This is a genomic window from Streptococcus oralis, from assembly GCF_003943415.1.
Lineage (GTDB): Bacteria > Bacillota > Bacilli > Lactobacillales > Streptococcaceae > Streptococcus > Streptococcus oralis_BJ.
Window position 1 is genome coordinate 228,615 of the sequence record NZ_RJPK01000002.1, and the last position, 17,110, is coordinate 245,724.

The window sequence follows — 17,110 nt, forward strand, 5'->3', positions numbered from 1 at the left end:
GTAAAAATATCCCTCGGACGTTCCAACTCTTCTAATTTTCAGGAGTTGGGCTGATACAGTCTCCCAGACTTACTTACGGTCTTTATTTTTAGCGTAAGGGTAAAAATGTTCACTGAACATTTTTACTCCTCCATAAAGCTGTTGAAGACTTCTTCAATCATGTTCCATTCATCTTCTGAGTCTTCTGGGATTGGTTGCAATTCGCCTTCTGTTCCGTCTTCATTTTCGATGAATGAGTAAGCTTGAATTTCAACTTCACCGTTTTCATCTTCTTCTGCGTTAACTGGCACTAGAAGAACATAGTTCTTACCAAATTCTTCTTTCCCGTCAATGGTCAAAAGAATTTCAAATAAGGTTTCATTTCCTTGCTCGTCTACTAGTGTAATCAATTCACGTTCTTCGTGATCGTGGTTGTGATCGTGTGACATAGTTTCTCCTCTGTCTTAAAATTTTCTATCTAAATAATTTTGCAAAATCAGCTGAGCAGCCAATTTATCAATGACTTTTTTTCGCTTGTTGCGACTGATGTCAGCCTGCTCAATCAACATACGCTCAGCTGCGACTGTCGTCAAGCGCTCATCTTGATAGTCTACTGGTAAACCAAAAAGTTCCTCTAATTTTGCTCCGTAGGCTTGACTAGCTTCTACCCGCGGTCCACTGGTATTGTTCATGTTTTTAGGCAGACCTACTACAAAACGTTCTACCTTATAGCTGTCAACCAATTCCTTGATACGGTCAAAACCAAACTGGCCCTGATCCTCATTGATCTGGATGATTTCAAGTCCTTGAGCAGTGAAGCCTAGTGGGTCGCTAATGGCAACGCCTACTGTTTTTGAACCGACGTCCAATCCCATAATTCTCATAGATTATAGATCGACTCCTTGTCCTTTAAGGTAATAGCGCACCAATTCTTCAACAATTTCATCACGCTCATACTTACGGATTTGATTTCGTGCATTGTTGTAACGAGGAACGTAGGCAGGGTCTCCACTCAATACATAACCGACGATTTGATTTATCGGATTATAACCCTTTTCATTCAGAGAAGCATAGACATCTGTCAACGTTTCACTGATTTCCTTCTTGTTGGAATCATCCAATTTAAAACGTACAGTTTCTTCAGTAAATCCCATTCTAACACCCTCTTTCCTTAGAATAGTACTATTATAGCATATTTCCTTACGTTCTACAATTAAGTCAATCTATTTATTTGGATTTTCTTACTGTTCTGTCGCACCATTTGCTATTCTATCTTCGATATATTGGCTTGGTTCATTTTTCAAAAGAGTCTCTAAGCCAATATTCTTTAGATATTCTACTTGCGCCGCCTTTTTGACATCTAAAATTTGAAAATCATAAGTCGTAGTAGTTTCCATCTCTGTCTCGCTGATTAACTGAGTCTCAACCGTAAAACCCTCTAACTTACGTGCTTCTTGGAGACTTTCATCTTTCTCCTCGGCTTCCGCGAAGGCTTTCTTTGTAGCTTCAAGACCGTGGTCAGCGATAAAGGATTTCAATTCCTCACTTAAGGGCCGTATCTGCCGAATAACCAATTTTAGAAATTGTTTCCCTTTATAGGTAATGGTTTGCGTTTGCTTGACGCCATCTCCTGACTCAGGGAAAATCAAAGTCTTGGTCACAATCGTATTCTTTTCCGCATTTTCCAAAACTGGCAGAGTAGACTGGAGCGTTTCGGATTCATGTTTTGAACTGGATGTCGTTTCCTTCTTTTGGCTACATCCTGCAAGTAGCAGGAGGAGAGTAGCTGCGCCAATTACTATCTTTTTCATAATTCCTCACATGATTTTTTGATAAAAAATGAACAAGGCTAGGAGATACCCCAGCCTCGATGTTTATAGAGCTGCACGCAAACGTGCTTCTGCATTTTCTACATTACGGACAGAGCGTGGTAAAAAGGCACGGATATCATCTTCTTTGTAACCGACCTGCAAACGCTTCTCGTCAACTAGAATAGGACTTTTTAAGATCCGTGGCGTTTCCATGATCAAGTTGAGTACTTCATTCACACTCAAATCTTCGATGTCAACTCCTAAAGCTTTCGCATAGCGGTTTTTTGATGATACAATGCTGGCAATTCCATTATCTGTCTTTGTCAGAATATCAAGTAGCTCTTCTCTCGTAATCCCTTCTTTACCAAGGTTTTGTTCTTTATAACTTAACTGGTGTGCGTTGAGCCAAGTCTTCGCTTTCTTACAGCTTGTGCAACTGGAGACGGTATAAATCTTAATCATGTGCCTACCCCTTTCGCTACATGTTACTATCAGTTTAATCTATTATACCATAAAAAACATCCGACTTGCGACCTATTTTTAAAAAAATTTAACTTTTTTCGCTATTTTCGTACTTTTTTCTTGACAAAATCAATTTATAGCCAACTTTTAAATTTTTTGATGTACATTCGTTTCACTACTGTAACACTGATCATATAGAGAATGATTATCAAAAGCAAAAAGAGGAAATAAATTGGTTCCAAAGGGGTTAAATGAAGCAGGCTCGCAATTGAAGAGTAGGGAAGGAAAGTCACAAAACTAGCTGCTAGCAAGGTTGTTGCAAGAACAAACCATGACGGACGACTTTGTAGGAAAGGAAGTTTTGCTGAACGAAGCATATGAATAACCATGGTTTGGGACCACATGGATTCAATGAACCAACCTGTCTGGAACAAGATGATAAAGCCCGTTGCGGACTCTGCTCCGTGGACATAGGCTTGACCTGTCGCCATTGGAACAATGACAAAATAGAGCAAGATAAAGGTCAAAATATCAAAGGCAGAAGAAATAGGACCCATCCAAATCATAAAACGAGTAATAGACTGAGCCTCCCACTTATGAGGATGTTTCAAAAAGTCTTCATCCACATTATCAAATGGCAAGGCTATGCAAGAAAGGTCGTAGACCAGGTTTAACACAATCAAGTGAATCGGAGCCATAGGAAGGAAAGGTAAAAAGATACCAGATACTAAAAGAGAGAAAATATTCCCGAAATTAGAGCTGACCGTCATCTTGATATATTTGGTCATATTTGCATAGACTTTGCGCCCTTCAACCAGACCTTTTTCAAGCACCATCAAATCTTTATCTAGCAAAATGACATCAGCCGTTTCTTTGGCAATATCTACTGCTGTGTCAACAGAAATCCCCACATCGGCTACTTTCATAGAAGGGGCATCATTGATCCCATCCCCCATATAGCCGACACAATGTCCGTTGGATTTGATTTGTAAGATGATTCGTGCTTTTTGATCAGGAGAGAGTTTGGCAAAGACGGTTACTTTCTCGACTGCTTGGGCCAACTCTTCGTCCGTCATGGCGTCAATATCAGAACCCAGCAAGATTTGATCAACGTCTAAACCAACTTTTTCGCATACTGCTTGGGTCACCTTTTCATTGTCCCCCGTCAAGATCTTTGTTTGAACGCCGTGTTCTAACAAAGCTTGAATAGCAGGTGCTGCTGATGGTTTTGGTGGGTCTAAGAAGGCAAGATATCCTGTTAGAATCATCTCTTTTTCATCTTCAACGGAGTAAGCAAAACCTTCTTTTAGACCTGTTTTATAGGCAACTCCCAAGACTCGCAAACCCTGTTGATTGAGTTGGTCTACTTCTTTTAAAATTTCCACTCGGATATCATCCGTCAGAGGACTAATATGACCTTGATATTCCACTTGGGTTGAAATCGCAAGCATCTCCTCTAGGGCACCCTTGGTTACCAAACTAACAACTTCGTTTTCATCCTTGACGATGACACTCATCCGTCTGCGTTCAAAGTCAAAGGGCAATTCATCTATTTTTTGGAAGCTAGTATCCAAATTTTGTAGAATAGCGTGTTCTTTAGCTTCTTTTTCAGTTCTACTGATAATGGCACGGTCCATTAAATTTTTCAATCCCGTTTGAAAATAGGAATTGAGATAAGCACGTCTCAACACAGACAAATCCAAATCCCCATGTATATCCAAAGGATATTCAAGGACAATTTCGTCTTGGGTAAGGGTTCCTGTTTTATCCGTACACAGGATATCAATAGCACCTAGATCTTGAATGGCATTGAGTTTTTTAATGACGACTTTTTCCTTGGCCATGATAATGGAGCCTTTAGCTAGACTGGCCGTGATAATCATGGGAAGCATTTCAGGTGTGAGCCCGACGCCCACACTCAAGGCAAATACGCCAGCTTCTAACCAATCTCCATCTGTCAAACCATTGGAAAGAAATACGATGGGGACCATAACTAACATCAAACGAATTAAGAGCCAGGAGATGCTGTTCATCTCCCGCTCAAAAGAGGTCGGCTCATCATAGGTATTGAGGGTCTGCTCGATTTCTCCCATCATAGTGTCATCACCGACCGCTAGAATCAAAGCCTTGGCACTTCCTGATATCACGTTAGTTCCCATGAAAGCAAGCGCTTCTGCTTCTAGCAAGCTGTCAAAATTTGACTGACTCATTTTTGACAAGGCCAGTTTTTCAACTGAATCACTTTCACCTGTCAAGCCAGACTGTTGGACAAAGAAATCGCGCGATTCAATCAAAAGGAGGTCTGCTGGAATCATATCCCCTGCACTCAACTTGACCATATCTCCAACAACCAAATCCTCAATCGCGACCTCTAAATTCTGGCCTTCACGAATAACCGTAGCTGTATTTACAATCATTTTTGACAGATTTGTCGCAGCTTTGTCGCTCCGTAATTCTTGAACAAAGCGTATGCCACCAGATATTAAAACGAGAACGACGATGATGATAGAGGTTGTCGGATCCTCTTGTCCAGGTTTCGCCAACCAGACATTGGTCACCATGGAAATCATTGCAATGACCAGCAGGATGATGGTAAAAGGATTGATAATAGATTCGTAAATCTTTTTGAGGATACTGTCTTCTTGACCCTTGGTGATGGTGTTTTCACCATATAGATCACGATTTTTCTCAACCTGCTCCTCAGTCAAGCCTGTTAGACTTGTCTTATAAAAAGATAGAGTTTCTTTTAGAGGTGTGTGAATAGCTGTTGCTAATCTTTCTTTAGTAGTTTTCATTGATTTCTCCTGTCTGTATGAATGATGTGTTTCATACACAGAGACCAATCACTTTATAAGGGCAGAACGACACAAATCAGCGATTGGCTGTGTATGTGCGGTTCTGGGTGATCGTCAATTTGCATCGTCTGTCTCCTTTCCTTGTTCTAAAACAGTAGAAAATCCCACCATAAAATGGCAGGATTAAAAAAACTAATTATCTGTTTTTCGTTCAAGCTTTAACTCCATAGGGCAATGAAATGAGCTTAGTCTTGGCCTTCGCGACCAGGACTGTTGACCAACGAGTAGTGTCTCCACTGCTTTGCGGTAGTCATCCGTATCCCTATGGTAGCCTCACCTACCGTTTTCGTCTATCAGTATAAACCTTTAAAATATAAAAGTCAACTATTTATCTCATTTTTTAGATAACAATCAATTCTTTCGGAGCTAGAGTCAATAATTCGCAACCTGTCTCGGTGATGAGAATGTCATCCTCAATACGCACCCCGTATTTGCCTTCGATATAGATACCTGGCTCATCTGTCAAGGTCATTCCTGCCTTAATCGTATCAGTAGAAGTTTGGCTAAAGTAAGGTTCTTCGTGGATATCGAGGCCGATACCGTGTCCGATACCATGGGTAAAGTAGTCGCCATAGCCTGCTTCCACGATAATATCACGAGGAATTTTGTCAAAGTCGCGGAAACCTAGCCCCGCCTTAGCCTGGTCAATCAGGGCTTGATTGGCTTTTAGAACCGTATTGTAAATCTCTGCCTGCTCATCACTGACATGGCCTAGGTAGATGGTACGAGTCATGTCACTCACATAATGCTCGTACAGGCAGCCGAAGTCCATGGTAATAGCTTCGCCTAGTTCAACTGGTTTGTGCATAGGATGGGCATGGGGTTTAGAAGAGTTGATACCACTTGCTAGAATCGTATCAAAAGACAAACCTGCCGCTCCTAGCTCCCGCATGCGGAAATCAAGGAAGTTGGCAATCTCAATCTCCGTCTTCCCAGGTTTGATAAAGTCAAGCGCATCACGGAAAGCCTGGTCTGAGATGGAACAAGCCTTGCGAATGGTCGCGACCTCTTTCTCATCCTTAATCATACGGAGTGCTTCAACAAACTGAGTTTGTGGCAACAAGTTGATTCCCGCAAAGGCAGCCTGCATACGGTGGTAATAAGAGACCGAAATCTCATCCTCAAAACCGATGCGAGACAAGCCCATATCCTTAACAATGCCTGCAATAACAGTCAATTCATCGCGGTCAGCCACAATCTCAAAACCTGTCACTTCTTGCTTGGCTGCAATGATATAGCGAGAATCCGTTACCAAGACCTGGCGGTCACGACTGATGAAAACTGTTCCGTTTGAACCCCAAAAACCAGTCAAATAATAGACATTTTTAAGGTTGTTGATGATGATGCCATCCAGTTCTTTTTCTTGCATTTTAGCTAGAAATGCTTGTACACGTTTATTCATGATGTAACGTTCCTTTCAAATACTGTCCTGTGTAGCTGGCTTCATTGGCCGCCACTTCTTCTGGAGTTCCTGTTGCGATGATGGTTCCACCACCGACACCGCCCTCAGGTCCCAAGTCGATGATATGGTCTGCAGTCTTAATGACATCCAGATTGTGCTCGATGACAAGGACTGTATTGCCATCGTCGACAAAGCGAGCCAAGACTTTAAGCAAGCGAGCGATGTCCTCGGTATGAAGCCCTGTCGTCGGCTCATCCAGAATGTAGAAAGATTTTCCTGTCGAGCGTTTGTGGAGCTCACTAGCCAACTTCATACGCTGAGCTTCTCCACCTGAAAGGGTCGTAGCTGGTTGTCCCAAGGTCACATATCCTAGCCCTACATCCTTGATGGTCTGGAGTTTGCGTTGAATCTTAGGAATATGTTGGAAGAACTCAACCGCATCGTTGACGGTCATGTCCAAGACCTGCGAGATATTCTTTTCCTTGTAGTGGACTTCTAAGGTCTCGCTGTTGTAGCGGGTTCCGTGGCAAACTTCACAAGCCACGTAAACATCTGGCAAAAAGTGCATCTCAATCTTGATGATCCCGTCACCTGAGCAGGCTTCACAACGACCACCCTTGACGTTGAAACTGAAACGACCCTTCTTGTAGCCTCGAATCTTGGCCTCGTTTGTCTGGGCAAAGAGGTCACGTATATCGTCAAAAACTCCCGTATAGGTAGCAGGGTTAGACCTCGGCGTTCGTCCGATAGGGCTCTGGTCAATATCAATCAAGCGATCGACATGCTCAATCCCCGTAATAGTCTTGAATTTACCAGGCTTGTCTGAGTTGCGGTTGAGTTTTTGAGCGATTGCTTTTTTGAGAATGCTGTTGATTAAGGTCGACTTACCTGAGCCCGACACCCCCGTTACTGCGATGAATTTCCCTAGCGGGAAGCGGGCCGTGACATTTTGCAAGTTATTTTCACGCGCACCCGTCACCTCGATAAAACGACCATTTCCGGAACGGCGCTCTGCTGGCACTGGAATGGCACGTTTCCCTGACAAGTACTGACCTGTGATAGACTTGCTGTTGCGAGCCACCTGTTTGGGCGTTCCTGCAGCAACAATCTCCCCACCAAAAACACCAGCACCCGGACCAACGTCAATCAGATAATCCGCCTCGCGCATGGTATCTTCGTCATGTTCTACCACGATGAGAGTATTGCCCAAGTCACGCATTTTTTTCAAGCTGGCAATGAGACGGTCATTGTCCCTTTGATGAAGACCAATCGACGGCTCATCTAGAATATAAAGGACACCTGATAGATTAGAACCAATCTGGGTTGCCAAGCGAATGCGCTGACTTTCTCCACCCGAAAGGGTCCCTGCTGAACGTGACAGGGTCAGATAATTAAGGCCCACGTTATTGAGGAAGGTCAAGCGATCCTTTATTTCCTTGAGAATGGGACGAGCAATGATGGCTTCATTTTCAGATAGAGTTAACCGGCTGACCAAGTCCAAGTGGTCTGCGATAGACAGGTCTGAAATTTCTCCGATATGTGGTCCATTCTCGCCACCCACACGGACAGACAAGGCCTGGTCATTGAGACGATAGCCGTGACAAGTGCCGCAGGTCAACTCATTCATGTAGAGGCGCATCTGGGTGCGGGTGTAATCACTGTTAGTCTCATGATAACGACGCTTGATATTTGTGACAACTCCCTCAAAAGGAATATCGATATCGCGCACACCACCAAATTCATTCTCATAGTGGAAATGGAATTCCTTTCCATCTGAACCGTAAAGAATCAAGTTCTTATCTTCTTCTGATAGGTCTTCAAAAGGCTTATCCATATCCACTCCAAAGGCTGTCATAGCCTGTTCTAGCATGTTAGGATAGTAGTTAGATGAGATAGGATTCCAAGGCGCTAACGCCCCTTCGCGTAGCGTTTTACTGGCATCTGGCACTACCAAATCAATATCCACCTCTAACTTGATACCCAAACCGTCACACTCACTGCAAGAACCAAAAGGAGCATTGAAGGAGAAGAGACGAGGCTCTAACTCTGGTACGGTAAAACCACAAACTGGACAGGCATAGTGCTCAGAGAAGAGCAACTCAGAATCGTCCATGGTGTCGATAATCACATAGCCTTCTGCGATACGAAGGGCAGCCTCGATTGAGTCGAAGAGACGGCTACGAATGCCCTCCTTGATGACGATACGGTCGACCACAACATCGATATTATGTTGCTTGCTCTTAGACAACTCTGGCACTTCGGTTACATCATAGACCTCCCCGTCCACACGGACACGAACATAGCCATCTTTCTGAATCTTTTCAATGACACTCTTGTGTTGACCTTTTTTCTTGCGGATGACAGGGGCCAAAATCTGCAAACGTTGGCGTTCTGGCAATTCTAAGACCTTATCAACGATTTGCTCAACAGAAGAAGCCTTGATAGCCCCGTGTCCATTGATACAGTAAGGTGTCCCCACACGTGCGTAGAGGAGGCGCAGATAGTCATTGATCTCAGTCGTAGTTCCCACCGTCGAGCGAGGGTTTTTGCTAGTCGTTTTTTGGTCGATGGAAATAGCTGGGCTGAGACCGTCAATGGCATCTACATCTGGTTTTTCCATGTTACCCAAGAACTGACGAGCGTAGGCTGACAAGCTCTCTACATAACGACGCTGCCCCTCCGCATAAAGGGTATCAAAAGCTAGACTGGATTTCCCAGAACCTGATAAGCCCGTTACGACGACCAGCTTGTCTCGCGGAATCTCCACATCAATATTTTTTAAGTTATGGGCACGTGCCCCATGAATCACAATTTTATCTTGCATCTTTGTTCTTTCTAGTCCATTATTGCTTTCCATTATACCAAAAAATGTGAAATTCTATTACCCAAAAAGCTGTTTTTGTAGTATAATAGTACGGTGCAAAAAATGAACCACTGAATAGTAGGAAAGGATAGGGGATATGAAACAAGTTTTTCTCTCAACAACAACTGAATTTAAAGAGATCGACACGCTTGAACCGGGTACTTGGATCAATCTCGTCAATCCTACACAAAATGAATCGTTGGAAATCGCCAACGCCTTTGACATTGATATTGCCGACCTTCGAGCACCACTCGATGCGGAAGAAATGTCCCGTATTACCATCGAAGATGAGTACACTCTGATCATCGTAGACGTTCCCATCACTGAGGAAAGAAACAATCGCACCTACTACGTTACGATTCCGCTGGGGATTATTATCACAGAGGAAACTATTATCACTACCTGCTTGGAACCTCTCCCAGTTCTCGATGTCTTTATCAACCGTAGACTGCGCAACTTCTACACCTTCATGCGTTCACGCTTTATCTTCCAGATTCTCTACCGCAACGCCGAACTTTACCTGACAGCCCTTCGTTCGATTGACCGTAAGAGTGAACAAATCGAAAGTCAACTTCACAAGTCTACTCGAAACGAAGAGCTGATCGAGCTCATGGAATTGGAAAAGACCATCGTCTATTTCAAGGCCTCACTGAAGACAAACGAGCGCGTGATTAAGAAATTGACCAGCGCAACTAGCAATATCAAGAAATACCTAGAAGACGAAGATCTACTCGAAGACACTCTGATTGAAACCCAACAGGCCATCGAGATGGCAGATATCTATGGAAATGTCCTTCACTCTATGACAGAGACCTTTGCCTCTATCATTTCCAACAACCAGAACAATATCATGAAAACTCTGGCTCTCGTGACCATTGTCATGTCTGTCCCAACCATGATCTTCTCAGCCTACGGGATGAACTTCAAGGATAATGAAATCCCTTTGAACGGTGAACCCCACGCCTTCTGGTTAATCGTCTTTATCGCCTTTGCTATGAGTGTTTCACTCACTCTCTATCTCATCCATAAAAAATGGTTCTAAGAGGAATTCCTATGTCTCAGATTGATCTACAAAAATTAACTAAGAAAAACCAAGAGTTTATCCACATCGCTACCCAACAATTTATCAAAGATGGCAAAACTGACGCTGAAATCAAGGCTGTCTTTGAGGAAGTTATTCCTAAAATCCTTGAAGAGCAAGCCAAAGGGACGACTGCACGTTCCCTCTACGGTGCTCCAACCCACTGGGCTCATAGCTTCACTGTCAATGAGCAATATGAAAAAGAGCATCCAAAAGAAAATGATGATCCAAAACTCATGATTATGGACTCAGCCCTTTTTATCACCAGTCTCTTTGCACTGGTTAGCGCTCTGACCAACTTTTTCTCTACAGACCAGGCTATTGGCTATGGTTTGATTACCCTCTTGTTGGTTGGGCTTGTTGGAGGTGTTGCCTTCTACTTGATGTACTACTTTGTCTACCAGTATTATGGACCAGACATAGATCGTAGCCAGCGCCCTCCTTTCTGGAAATCAATCCTCGTCATCCTCGCTGCTATGCTTCTCTGGTTGGCTGTCTTCTTCGCAACAAGCTTCCTTCCAGCAGCTCTCAATCCAATCCTTGCTCCACTGCCTTTGGCTGTCCTAGGAGCAGCCCTTCTCGCCCTTCGCTTCTATCTCAAGAAACGCTTCAATATCCGAAGCGCAAGCGCAGGCCCATCCCGTTATTAAGAAAAGTGAAACGCTATGGCATATAGTCAATCCTTAGCACAGCAGATTCGAAAAATTCTAGCACTCAAACTTCCTCCCCAAATTTTCGAAGAAGAGCTAGAAGAAAAGAAACTGTTTGGTGGCCTGGCCTTTATGATTCGTGGGAAAATGGTTCTTACAGTCAGTTCCAGAAAGGACGAGCTGGTTATGGTGAGAATTGGCAAAGAAATGGAAAAGCAAGTTCTACCCCGAACAGGAGCTCGTACTACATTGATGAGAGGGCGACCTTATCATGGCTATATAGACCTAGATATTGAAGGTCAAAAAGAACTTCCTTACTGGATTGATTTAGCCCTCTCCTATAATCAAGAGTTAACCAAGTAACTCATATCTAGTGAGATTACAGATTAGTAAAACGATAAGCAACTGCACTAGCGGTTGCTTTTTTCTTGCTTTCTTGATATCCAATAGAACTTCTACCCCCAATCCCTATAGTTTTCTCCCATCTTTTATGATAAAATAGGCTCAATCAATTTCTAGGAGGATGAGATATGGTTTCTACTATTGGTATCGTGAGTTTGTCTAGTGGTGTTATCGGAGAGGATTTTGTCAAACACGAAGTCGATTTGGGTATTCAACGTCTCAAGGATTTGGGACTCAATCCTGTCTTTCTGCCCCATTCGCTAAAAGGGTTAGACTTTATCAAGGACCATCCGGAGGCACGTGCAGAGGATTTGATGCAGGCCTTTTCTGATGATAGCATCGACATGATCCTATGCGCCATCGGTGGGGATGATACCTATCGCTTGCTACCCTACCTTTTTGAAAACGACCAGCTCCAAAAGGTTATCCAACAAAAGATTTTTCTTGGCTTCTCAGATACAACCATGAATCATCTCATGTTGCATAAACTAGGGGTCAAGACTTTTTATGGGCAATCCTTTCTAGCAGACATTTGTGAATTAGACAAGAAGATGTTGCCCTATAGTCTCCACTACTTTAAAGAATTGATCGAGACGGGAAGAATCTCAGAAATCCGCCCTAGCGACGTTTGGTATGAGGAACGAACTGACTTTAGTCCCAAGGCCCTAGGAACAGCTCGTATCAGTCATGCAAATACTGGTTTTGACTTGTTACAAGGAAATGCTCAGTTTGAGGGAGAAATTCTCGGTGGTTGCCTTGAGTCTCTCTATGATAACTTTGACAATTCTCTATACGCAGACAGCACGGAGCTCTGCCAAAAGTACAAACTTTTTCCTGACTTATCCGACTGGCAAGGAAAGATTCTCTTGTTAGAAACAAGCGAAGAAAAGCCTGAGCCGGAAAACTTCAAAAAGATGGTACAGGCTTTGAAAGAAACTGGGGTATTTGAGGTCATCAGTGGACTCTTGGTCGGAAAACCTATGGATGAAACTTTCTATGACGACTATAAAGAGGCACTATTGGACATTATTGACAGCAATATCCCGATTGTCTATAATCTGAATGTCGGCCATGCGACACCAAGAGCCATTGTTCCCTTTTGCATCCATGCTTATGTGGATGCAAAAGAACAAGTCATTCGCTTTGACTATAACAAAAAATAGACAGTTTCTCTATTTTTGTGCTTTTGTATTGGTTTTCGTTACAATTTGTGTCTGAATTTATTGCATTTCGCTTATTTCTATGATATCTTTTTAGAGGAGGTGTATATGACTAAACAAAAAATAAATCAAATTGTCGGTTCAATTGGAGCCTTTATCGGGATTATTGTATTTATCGCCTACATCCCACAAATTTTTGCCAATTTACAAGGCAACAAAGCTCAACCATTCCAGCCTTTATCCGCAGCAGTATCTTGTTTAATTTGGGTTATTTACGGGTGGACAAAAGAACCTAAGAAGGATTGGATACTAATTATTCCAAACTCAGCTGGCGTTGTCTTAGGTGGACTGACATTTCTTACTGCACTATAAAAATTACTAGCATATAATCAAAAAGCTGAAATAAATTTCTCAGCTTTTTCTATTTTCTCAGATAGTTAGACGACTGCACTCACTTATTTCTGCTTTTCCACTCACAATCATTTTCGTGGTCGTCAATCAAACCTGCAGCTTGTAGAAATGACAAGACTGCAACAGGACCTGTGAACTTGAAGCCTTGTTTTTTGAGATCTTGAGATAACTTTTCAGACAAGACTGTTTTAGCAGGTGCTAGGTGATAGTCAGAAACATCATTCACGATAGTTTTTCCCTCGACAAAAGACCAGAGGTAGGCATCAAAGGAACCGTAGGTTTTCTGGACTTGTAGAAATGCTTGGGCGTTGGCACGCGTAGCAAAAATCTTGGCTCGATTTCGAATGATGGCTGGATTGTCTAACAAGGCCTCCAACTCTGCATCCGTCATCTCCGCAACACCTTGGACTTGGTAGTTGTAAAATGCTTCTCTGAAAGCTTGGCGCTTATTTAGCACCGTTTCCCAAGACAGACCAGCCTGATAGGTCTCCAAACAAAGCAACTCAAAAAGGGCGCGGTCATCATGAAGGGGCTGGCCCCATTCCTCATCATGGTAGGCGATGTAGAGCGAATTGGTCATTTTGACCCACGAACAACGTTTTGTCATGCTCTGCTCCTATTTCACCAACATTTTAAGGGCTGACTTGATATAGTTCTCAGCTGTATCCGTCGTTCCTTCAAAGAATTTCTTGATTTTCTTGAGCTCTGTTGCCTTGTAGCCTAGCGCCAACATGGCTTCCATAGCTTCTTCCAGTTCTTGGTTTTCAGCGCTGACTTGCGCTGCGACCTTGGCAGGAAGGGCATCACTAGCCACGACTACCTTGCCTTCCAAGTCCAGCACCATTTGCTGGGCTGTTTTCTTGCCAATTTTAGGGAATTTGGTCAAGTAGGTGATGTTCTTGGTCTCAATCGCTTGAACTAGGCCAGCATTGTCATCGACTGCAATAATAGCAAGAGCAGACACAGGACCAATCCCTGAGACCGAAATCAGACTGAGAAAAAGTTTCTTCTCGTCTTCTGAGCGAAAGCCATAAAGCAGATGGGCATCCTCACGGATGACTTGATGCACATAGATCTGAGTTTCTTGATTAACCTGACCTGAGTAGGCATATGGATTGGCTACATGCAAGATATAACCGATACCATTTGCCTCAAGGACGATATATTTTGCAGTGATTTTGGTAATGATTCCTTTTAGATATTCGTACATAATTTTTTCTCCCTTATTTTGCCTATCTAGTATACCATATTTCCTCAAGACAGACTGCAACAAAAGGTGCACCCTCTGGTTGACAAATAGTACAGGAGATTGTATTCTCATTATAAGTAAAAATTGTTAGGATAGAAGTAGAAAAAGGAGGATAGAATCATGAAACTCGCAGAAAAACTATTTGAGCTCAGAAAGGAAAAAGGTTGGTCCCAAGAAAAGCTAGCAGAACAAATCAATGTTTCTCGGCAAAGTATCTCCAAATGGGAGTCTGGACAAGTTCTTCCTGAAATCGAAAAAGTCATTGAATTAAGCAAGATTTTTCAAGTGACAACTGACTATCTACTACTGGATGAAAACTCTGAAAAGTCTTCCACGACAGTGATTTTGAAGGAAGACAAGGACAAATACTATAAAGAAGTTAAGTCCTTTGGTCTCTGGCAAGTGATTTATATTTTCGTATTGGCTTTAGCTATCTATCTCTTTTTAGCCGGTTCTAGTTTTCCAGTCGAATTCACTGCTTGGATCTGGCTAACCTTCGTTCTCTTAATCGCTTCTGCAATTGCTATCAACAAGGCTCTCAAAACCAAACAACGTTATCTTGATAAAGTGATTGGTCTTGAGAATCCTTCAGACAAAGACAACTCTACAAAATATTGAATCACCTAATTTAGTTTTCGCAATATTTTTATAGGACTATTCTTGTCAAGCAAGTGTAAACCTCGTGTCAAGTTTCCCATGTTCAGTCAAAGTACCTCCTTAGAAAAGCTAAAAAGCCTTGTTCAAAAGGAACAAAGGCTTTTTGTGTTCTTAATATTTCCCCAACTCTCGTAAGCTCGTATGATTTTCCTGAATACGTCGGAACATTTTTTCCATATCTGACTTGGTAAAATGCACCAAAACGGGACGTCCGTGGGGACAGTTATAGGGATTATCACATTGAGAAAGCTGATAAATAAGCTGTCTGGCTGAGTGGTCATCGATACGATGGTTGGCCTTGATAGACCGCTTGCAGGACATCATGATAGCCAGCTCTGCTCGGTATTTCTTGATCGAAACTTCCTTGGTCAAGAGCAGCATGTCACACATTTCATAGATACCAGACTCGATTTCTTCCTCTGCCATCCAAATTGGATGCTCACGTAGGATAAATTGATTTTCTCCATACTCTGCTAGAAAGACGCCTACTTCCTCCAAAAGTGCCATTCTTTCCTTGAGACGCAGGGCATCATCTGCAGGAAATTCAAAGATGTAGGGCACTAAGAGTTGCTGTTGGCTCTGGTCAACATTGCCGATGCTTTCACGATATTCCTCGTACTTAACCCGTTCCTGAGCCGCGTGCTGGTCTATGATGTAGAGCCCATCTCGCCCTTGGGCAAAGAGATAGGTCCCGTGCATTTGTCCGAAAAATTCTAGTTCTGGGAAACTTGATGATTCTTCTCGCTCCAGCTTATCATAGGCCTTATCGAGACTAGCAAGGTCTAGCTCTGGATGGTCTAGTTGGTCATAGCTAGCTGGCTTTCTCTCTGCAAAATACAGTTTTGCAGGCTTGGTCAACTGGTCCAAGGTTTCCTTGGCAAACAGGGTCAAATCCTGTCTTTCTTCTGTCAGGTCTACTTGATGGTCTGAAACCTCAACTTGAGTCGGTCTTGTTACTTCTGTTTGTTCATAGTAGAGTGTGTTTTCTTTGAGTGGGAGAGTGGTCTGCTCTACTTTTTGACGATTGCGTACGGTAGATTTGGCAAGATTTTCCAAGGCATCAGGGATCAGGGCTTGTTCCTTGAGACTATTTGAAATAGCTTCTGAGACTAGCGCCATCAGCTCTCTTTCCTTGGAAATTCGTACTTCTTGCTTGGTCGGATGCACATTGACATCAGCCAGATAAGGATCAATATGGATGTGAATGACAGCTAGTGGAAAACGACCTACCATGAGCTTACTGCCATAGCCGTCAAGAATTGCACGATTGAGCAGAAAGTTCTTGATATAACGCCCATTGATGAAGAGGCTGATATAATTGCGGTTGGCACGGGTTAACTCAGGCAAGGACACAAAACCTGAAATTTCGAAGTCCAGATCCGAGTTCTCAATGGCTATCATCTTCTTGGCACTAGCTAAACCATAGATCCCTGCAATAGCTTGGCGCAGTTGACCTGTTCCTGCTGTTCGTGTCATTTCCTTGCCATCACTAATCAATCTAAAAGAAATCTCAGGATGGGCCAAGCCCAGACGGTTGACAATATCAATGATATGAGACAATTCCGCTTGCTGGCTCTTCATATACTTGAGACGGGCTGGCGTGTTGAAAAAGAGGTCCTCCACACAAACCTTGGTTCCCACAGGGCTAGTCGCTGGGATGACTTCTTCGACTTGACCTCCACGCGCGACAAGCTTGGTCCCATGACTCGCACCATCCACCGCTGTCAACAGAGTTAAGACACTAACAGAAGCGATAGAAGGTAGGGCTTCACCACGAAATCCAAGCGTCCGAATCCGAAAGAGATCTGCTTGATTTTTTATCTTACTGGTCGCATGGCGACGCAGGGCCAACTCTACCTCATCGTGGGCAATTCCATGACCATTATCTGTGATTTGGATCTTCTTAAGACCTGCTTCCTCAATCTCGATGATAATCTGGCTAGAACCAGCGTCAATGGCATTTTCTACCAACTCTTTCACCACACTGGCAGGACGTTCAATGACCTCTCCTGCCGCGATCTGGTTTGCCAGCACCTCTGGCAATTCAATAATATGAGACATCTTTCAGCCCCTTTCTGTATCTGTTTTCCTAGAAATTGATTAGTGCTATTATACCATATTTCAGATG

At 43.1% G+C, this 17,110-nt stretch carries 17 protein-coding genes and 1 riboswitch; of the genes, 6 read left to right on the forward strand and 11 right to left on the reverse strand.

What is annotated here, in order from left to right; translation table 11 throughout:
- Positions 1 to 122: 122 nt before the first annotated feature.
- The 8 genes from D8801_RS03805 to uvrA all read right to left on the reverse strand — a co-directional run bounded on the left by D8801_RS03805 (position 123) and on the right by uvrA (position 9,333).
- Positions 123 to 428 (reverse strand): DUF1292 domain-containing protein, encoded by a 306-nt coding sequence (locus D8801_RS03805; protein WP_000017624.1) that lies wholly within the window; start codon positions 426 to 428, stop codon positions 123 to 125.
- Between the two features lie 15 nt (positions 429 to 443).
- Positions 444 to 863 (reverse strand): Holliday junction resolvase RuvX, encoded by a 420-nt coding sequence (ruvX, locus tag D8801_RS03810; protein WP_002876031.1) that lies wholly within the window; start codon positions 861 to 863, stop codon positions 444 to 446.
- Positions 864 to 866: 3 nt separating this feature from the next.
- Positions 867 to 1,133: an IreB family regulatory phosphoprotein gene (locus D8801_RS03815; RefSeq protein WP_000507060.1), complete on the reverse strand. Its 267-nt coding sequence runs from the start codon at positions 1,131 to 1,133 to the stop codon at positions 867 to 869.
- Between the two features lie 87 nt (positions 1,134 to 1,220).
- Positions 1,221 to 1,790, reverse strand: a complete 570-nt coding sequence (locus D8801_RS03820) for an SP0191 family lipoprotein (RefSeq protein WP_125847974.1) — start codon at positions 1,788 to 1,790, stop codon at positions 1,221 to 1,223.
- Between the two features lie 63 nt (positions 1,791 to 1,853).
- Complete coding sequence (spx, locus tag D8801_RS03825; protein ID WP_000591165.1) at positions 1,854 to 2,252, reverse strand: transcriptional regulator Spx; 399 nt, start codon at positions 2,250 to 2,252, stop codon at positions 1,854 to 1,856.
- Between the two features lie 134 nt (positions 2,253 to 2,386).
- Positions 2,387 to 5,086 (reverse strand): magnesium-translocating P-type ATPase, encoded by a 2,700-nt coding sequence (mgtA, locus tag D8801_RS03835; RefSeq protein WP_125847976.1) that lies wholly within the window; start codon positions 5,084 to 5,086, stop codon positions 2,387 to 2,389.
- A 157-nt stretch (positions 5,087 to 5,243) separates the two neighbouring features.
- Positions 5,244 to 5,394, reverse strand: a riboswitch (M-box (ykoK) riboswitch).
- Between the two features lie 53 nt (positions 5,395 to 5,447).
- The gene (locus D8801_RS03840) at positions 5,448 to 6,509 is read right to left on the reverse strand and encodes a M24 family metallopeptidase (RefSeq protein ID WP_125847979.1); all 1,062 of its coding nucleotides are present in this window, start codon (positions 6,507 to 6,509) and stop codon (positions 5,448 to 5,450) included.
- Positions 6,502 to 9,333 (reverse strand): excinuclease ABC subunit UvrA, encoded by a 2,832-nt coding sequence (uvrA, locus tag D8801_RS03845; protein ID WP_125847981.1) that lies wholly within the window; start codon positions 9,331 to 9,333, stop codon positions 6,502 to 6,504. The genes D8801_RS03840 and uvrA overlap by 8 nt, the downstream gene beginning before the upstream one ends.
- 136 nt (positions 9,334 to 9,469) lie before the next feature.
- On the opposite strand from uvrA, the gene D8801_RS03850 reads away from it, so the two are divergent.
- The 5 genes from D8801_RS03850 to D8801_RS03870 all read left to right on the forward strand — a co-directional run bounded on the left by D8801_RS03850 (position 9,470) and on the right by D8801_RS03870 (position 13,037).
- Positions 9,470 to 10,414, forward strand: a complete 945-nt coding sequence (locus D8801_RS03850; protein ID WP_000815617.1) for a magnesium transporter CorA family protein — start codon at positions 9,470 to 9,472, stop codon at positions 10,412 to 10,414.
- Positions 10,415 to 10,425: 11 nt separating this feature from the next.
- A complete protein-coding gene (locus tag D8801_RS03855; RefSeq protein WP_185758492.1) occupies positions 10,426 to 11,103 on the forward strand; it encodes a DUF1129 domain-containing protein in 678 nt (225 codons plus the stop codon).
- Positions 11,104 to 11,118: 15 nt separating this feature from the next.
- A complete protein-coding gene (locus tag D8801_RS03860) occupies positions 11,119 to 11,466 on the forward strand; it encodes a TfoX/Sxy family protein (RefSeq protein ID WP_007520826.1) in 348 nt (115 codons plus the stop codon).
- 167 nt (positions 11,467 to 11,633) lie between these two features.
- Positions 11,634 to 12,668: a S66 family peptidase gene (locus D8801_RS03865; protein WP_125847985.1), complete on the forward strand. Its 1,035-nt coding sequence runs from the start codon at positions 11,634 to 11,636 to the stop codon at positions 12,666 to 12,668.
- A gap of 105 nt (positions 12,669 to 12,773) precedes the next feature.
- Positions 12,774 to 13,037: a SemiSWEET family transporter gene (locus tag D8801_RS03870; RefSeq protein ID WP_000166112.1), complete on the forward strand. Its 264-nt coding sequence runs from the start codon at positions 12,774 to 12,776 to the stop codon at positions 13,035 to 13,037.
- A 79-nt stretch (positions 13,038 to 13,116) separates the two neighbouring features.
- Here D8801_RS03870 and D8801_RS03875 read toward each other — a convergent pair whose 3' ends face one another.
- A complete protein-coding gene (locus tag D8801_RS03875; RefSeq protein ID WP_125847987.1) occupies positions 13,117 to 13,683 on the reverse strand; it encodes a DNA-3-methyladenine glycosylase I in 567 nt (188 codons plus the stop codon).
- A gap of 9 nt (positions 13,684 to 13,692) precedes the next feature.
- Positions 13,693 to 14,286, reverse strand: coding sequence for a Holliday junction branch migration protein RuvA (gene ruvA, locus D8801_RS03880; RefSeq protein ID WP_125847989.1), 594 nt, complete (start codon positions 14,284 to 14,286; stop codon positions 13,693 to 13,695).
- Between the two features lie 159 nt (positions 14,287 to 14,445).
- Between ruvA and D8801_RS03885 the strand changes: the two genes are divergently transcribed.
- Entirely contained in the window at positions 14,446 to 14,943 is a 498-nt protein-coding gene (locus D8801_RS03885) for a helix-turn-helix domain-containing protein (RefSeq protein WP_125847991.1), read from the forward strand.
- 150 nt (positions 14,944 to 15,093) lie between these two features.
- Here D8801_RS03885 and mutL read toward each other — a convergent pair whose 3' ends face one another.
- Positions 15,094 to 17,043, reverse strand: a complete 1,950-nt coding sequence (gene mutL, locus D8801_RS03890) for a DNA mismatch repair endonuclease MutL (protein WP_125847993.1) — start codon at positions 17,041 to 17,043, stop codon at positions 15,094 to 15,096.
- Positions 17,044 to 17,110 lie beyond the last annotated feature (67 nt).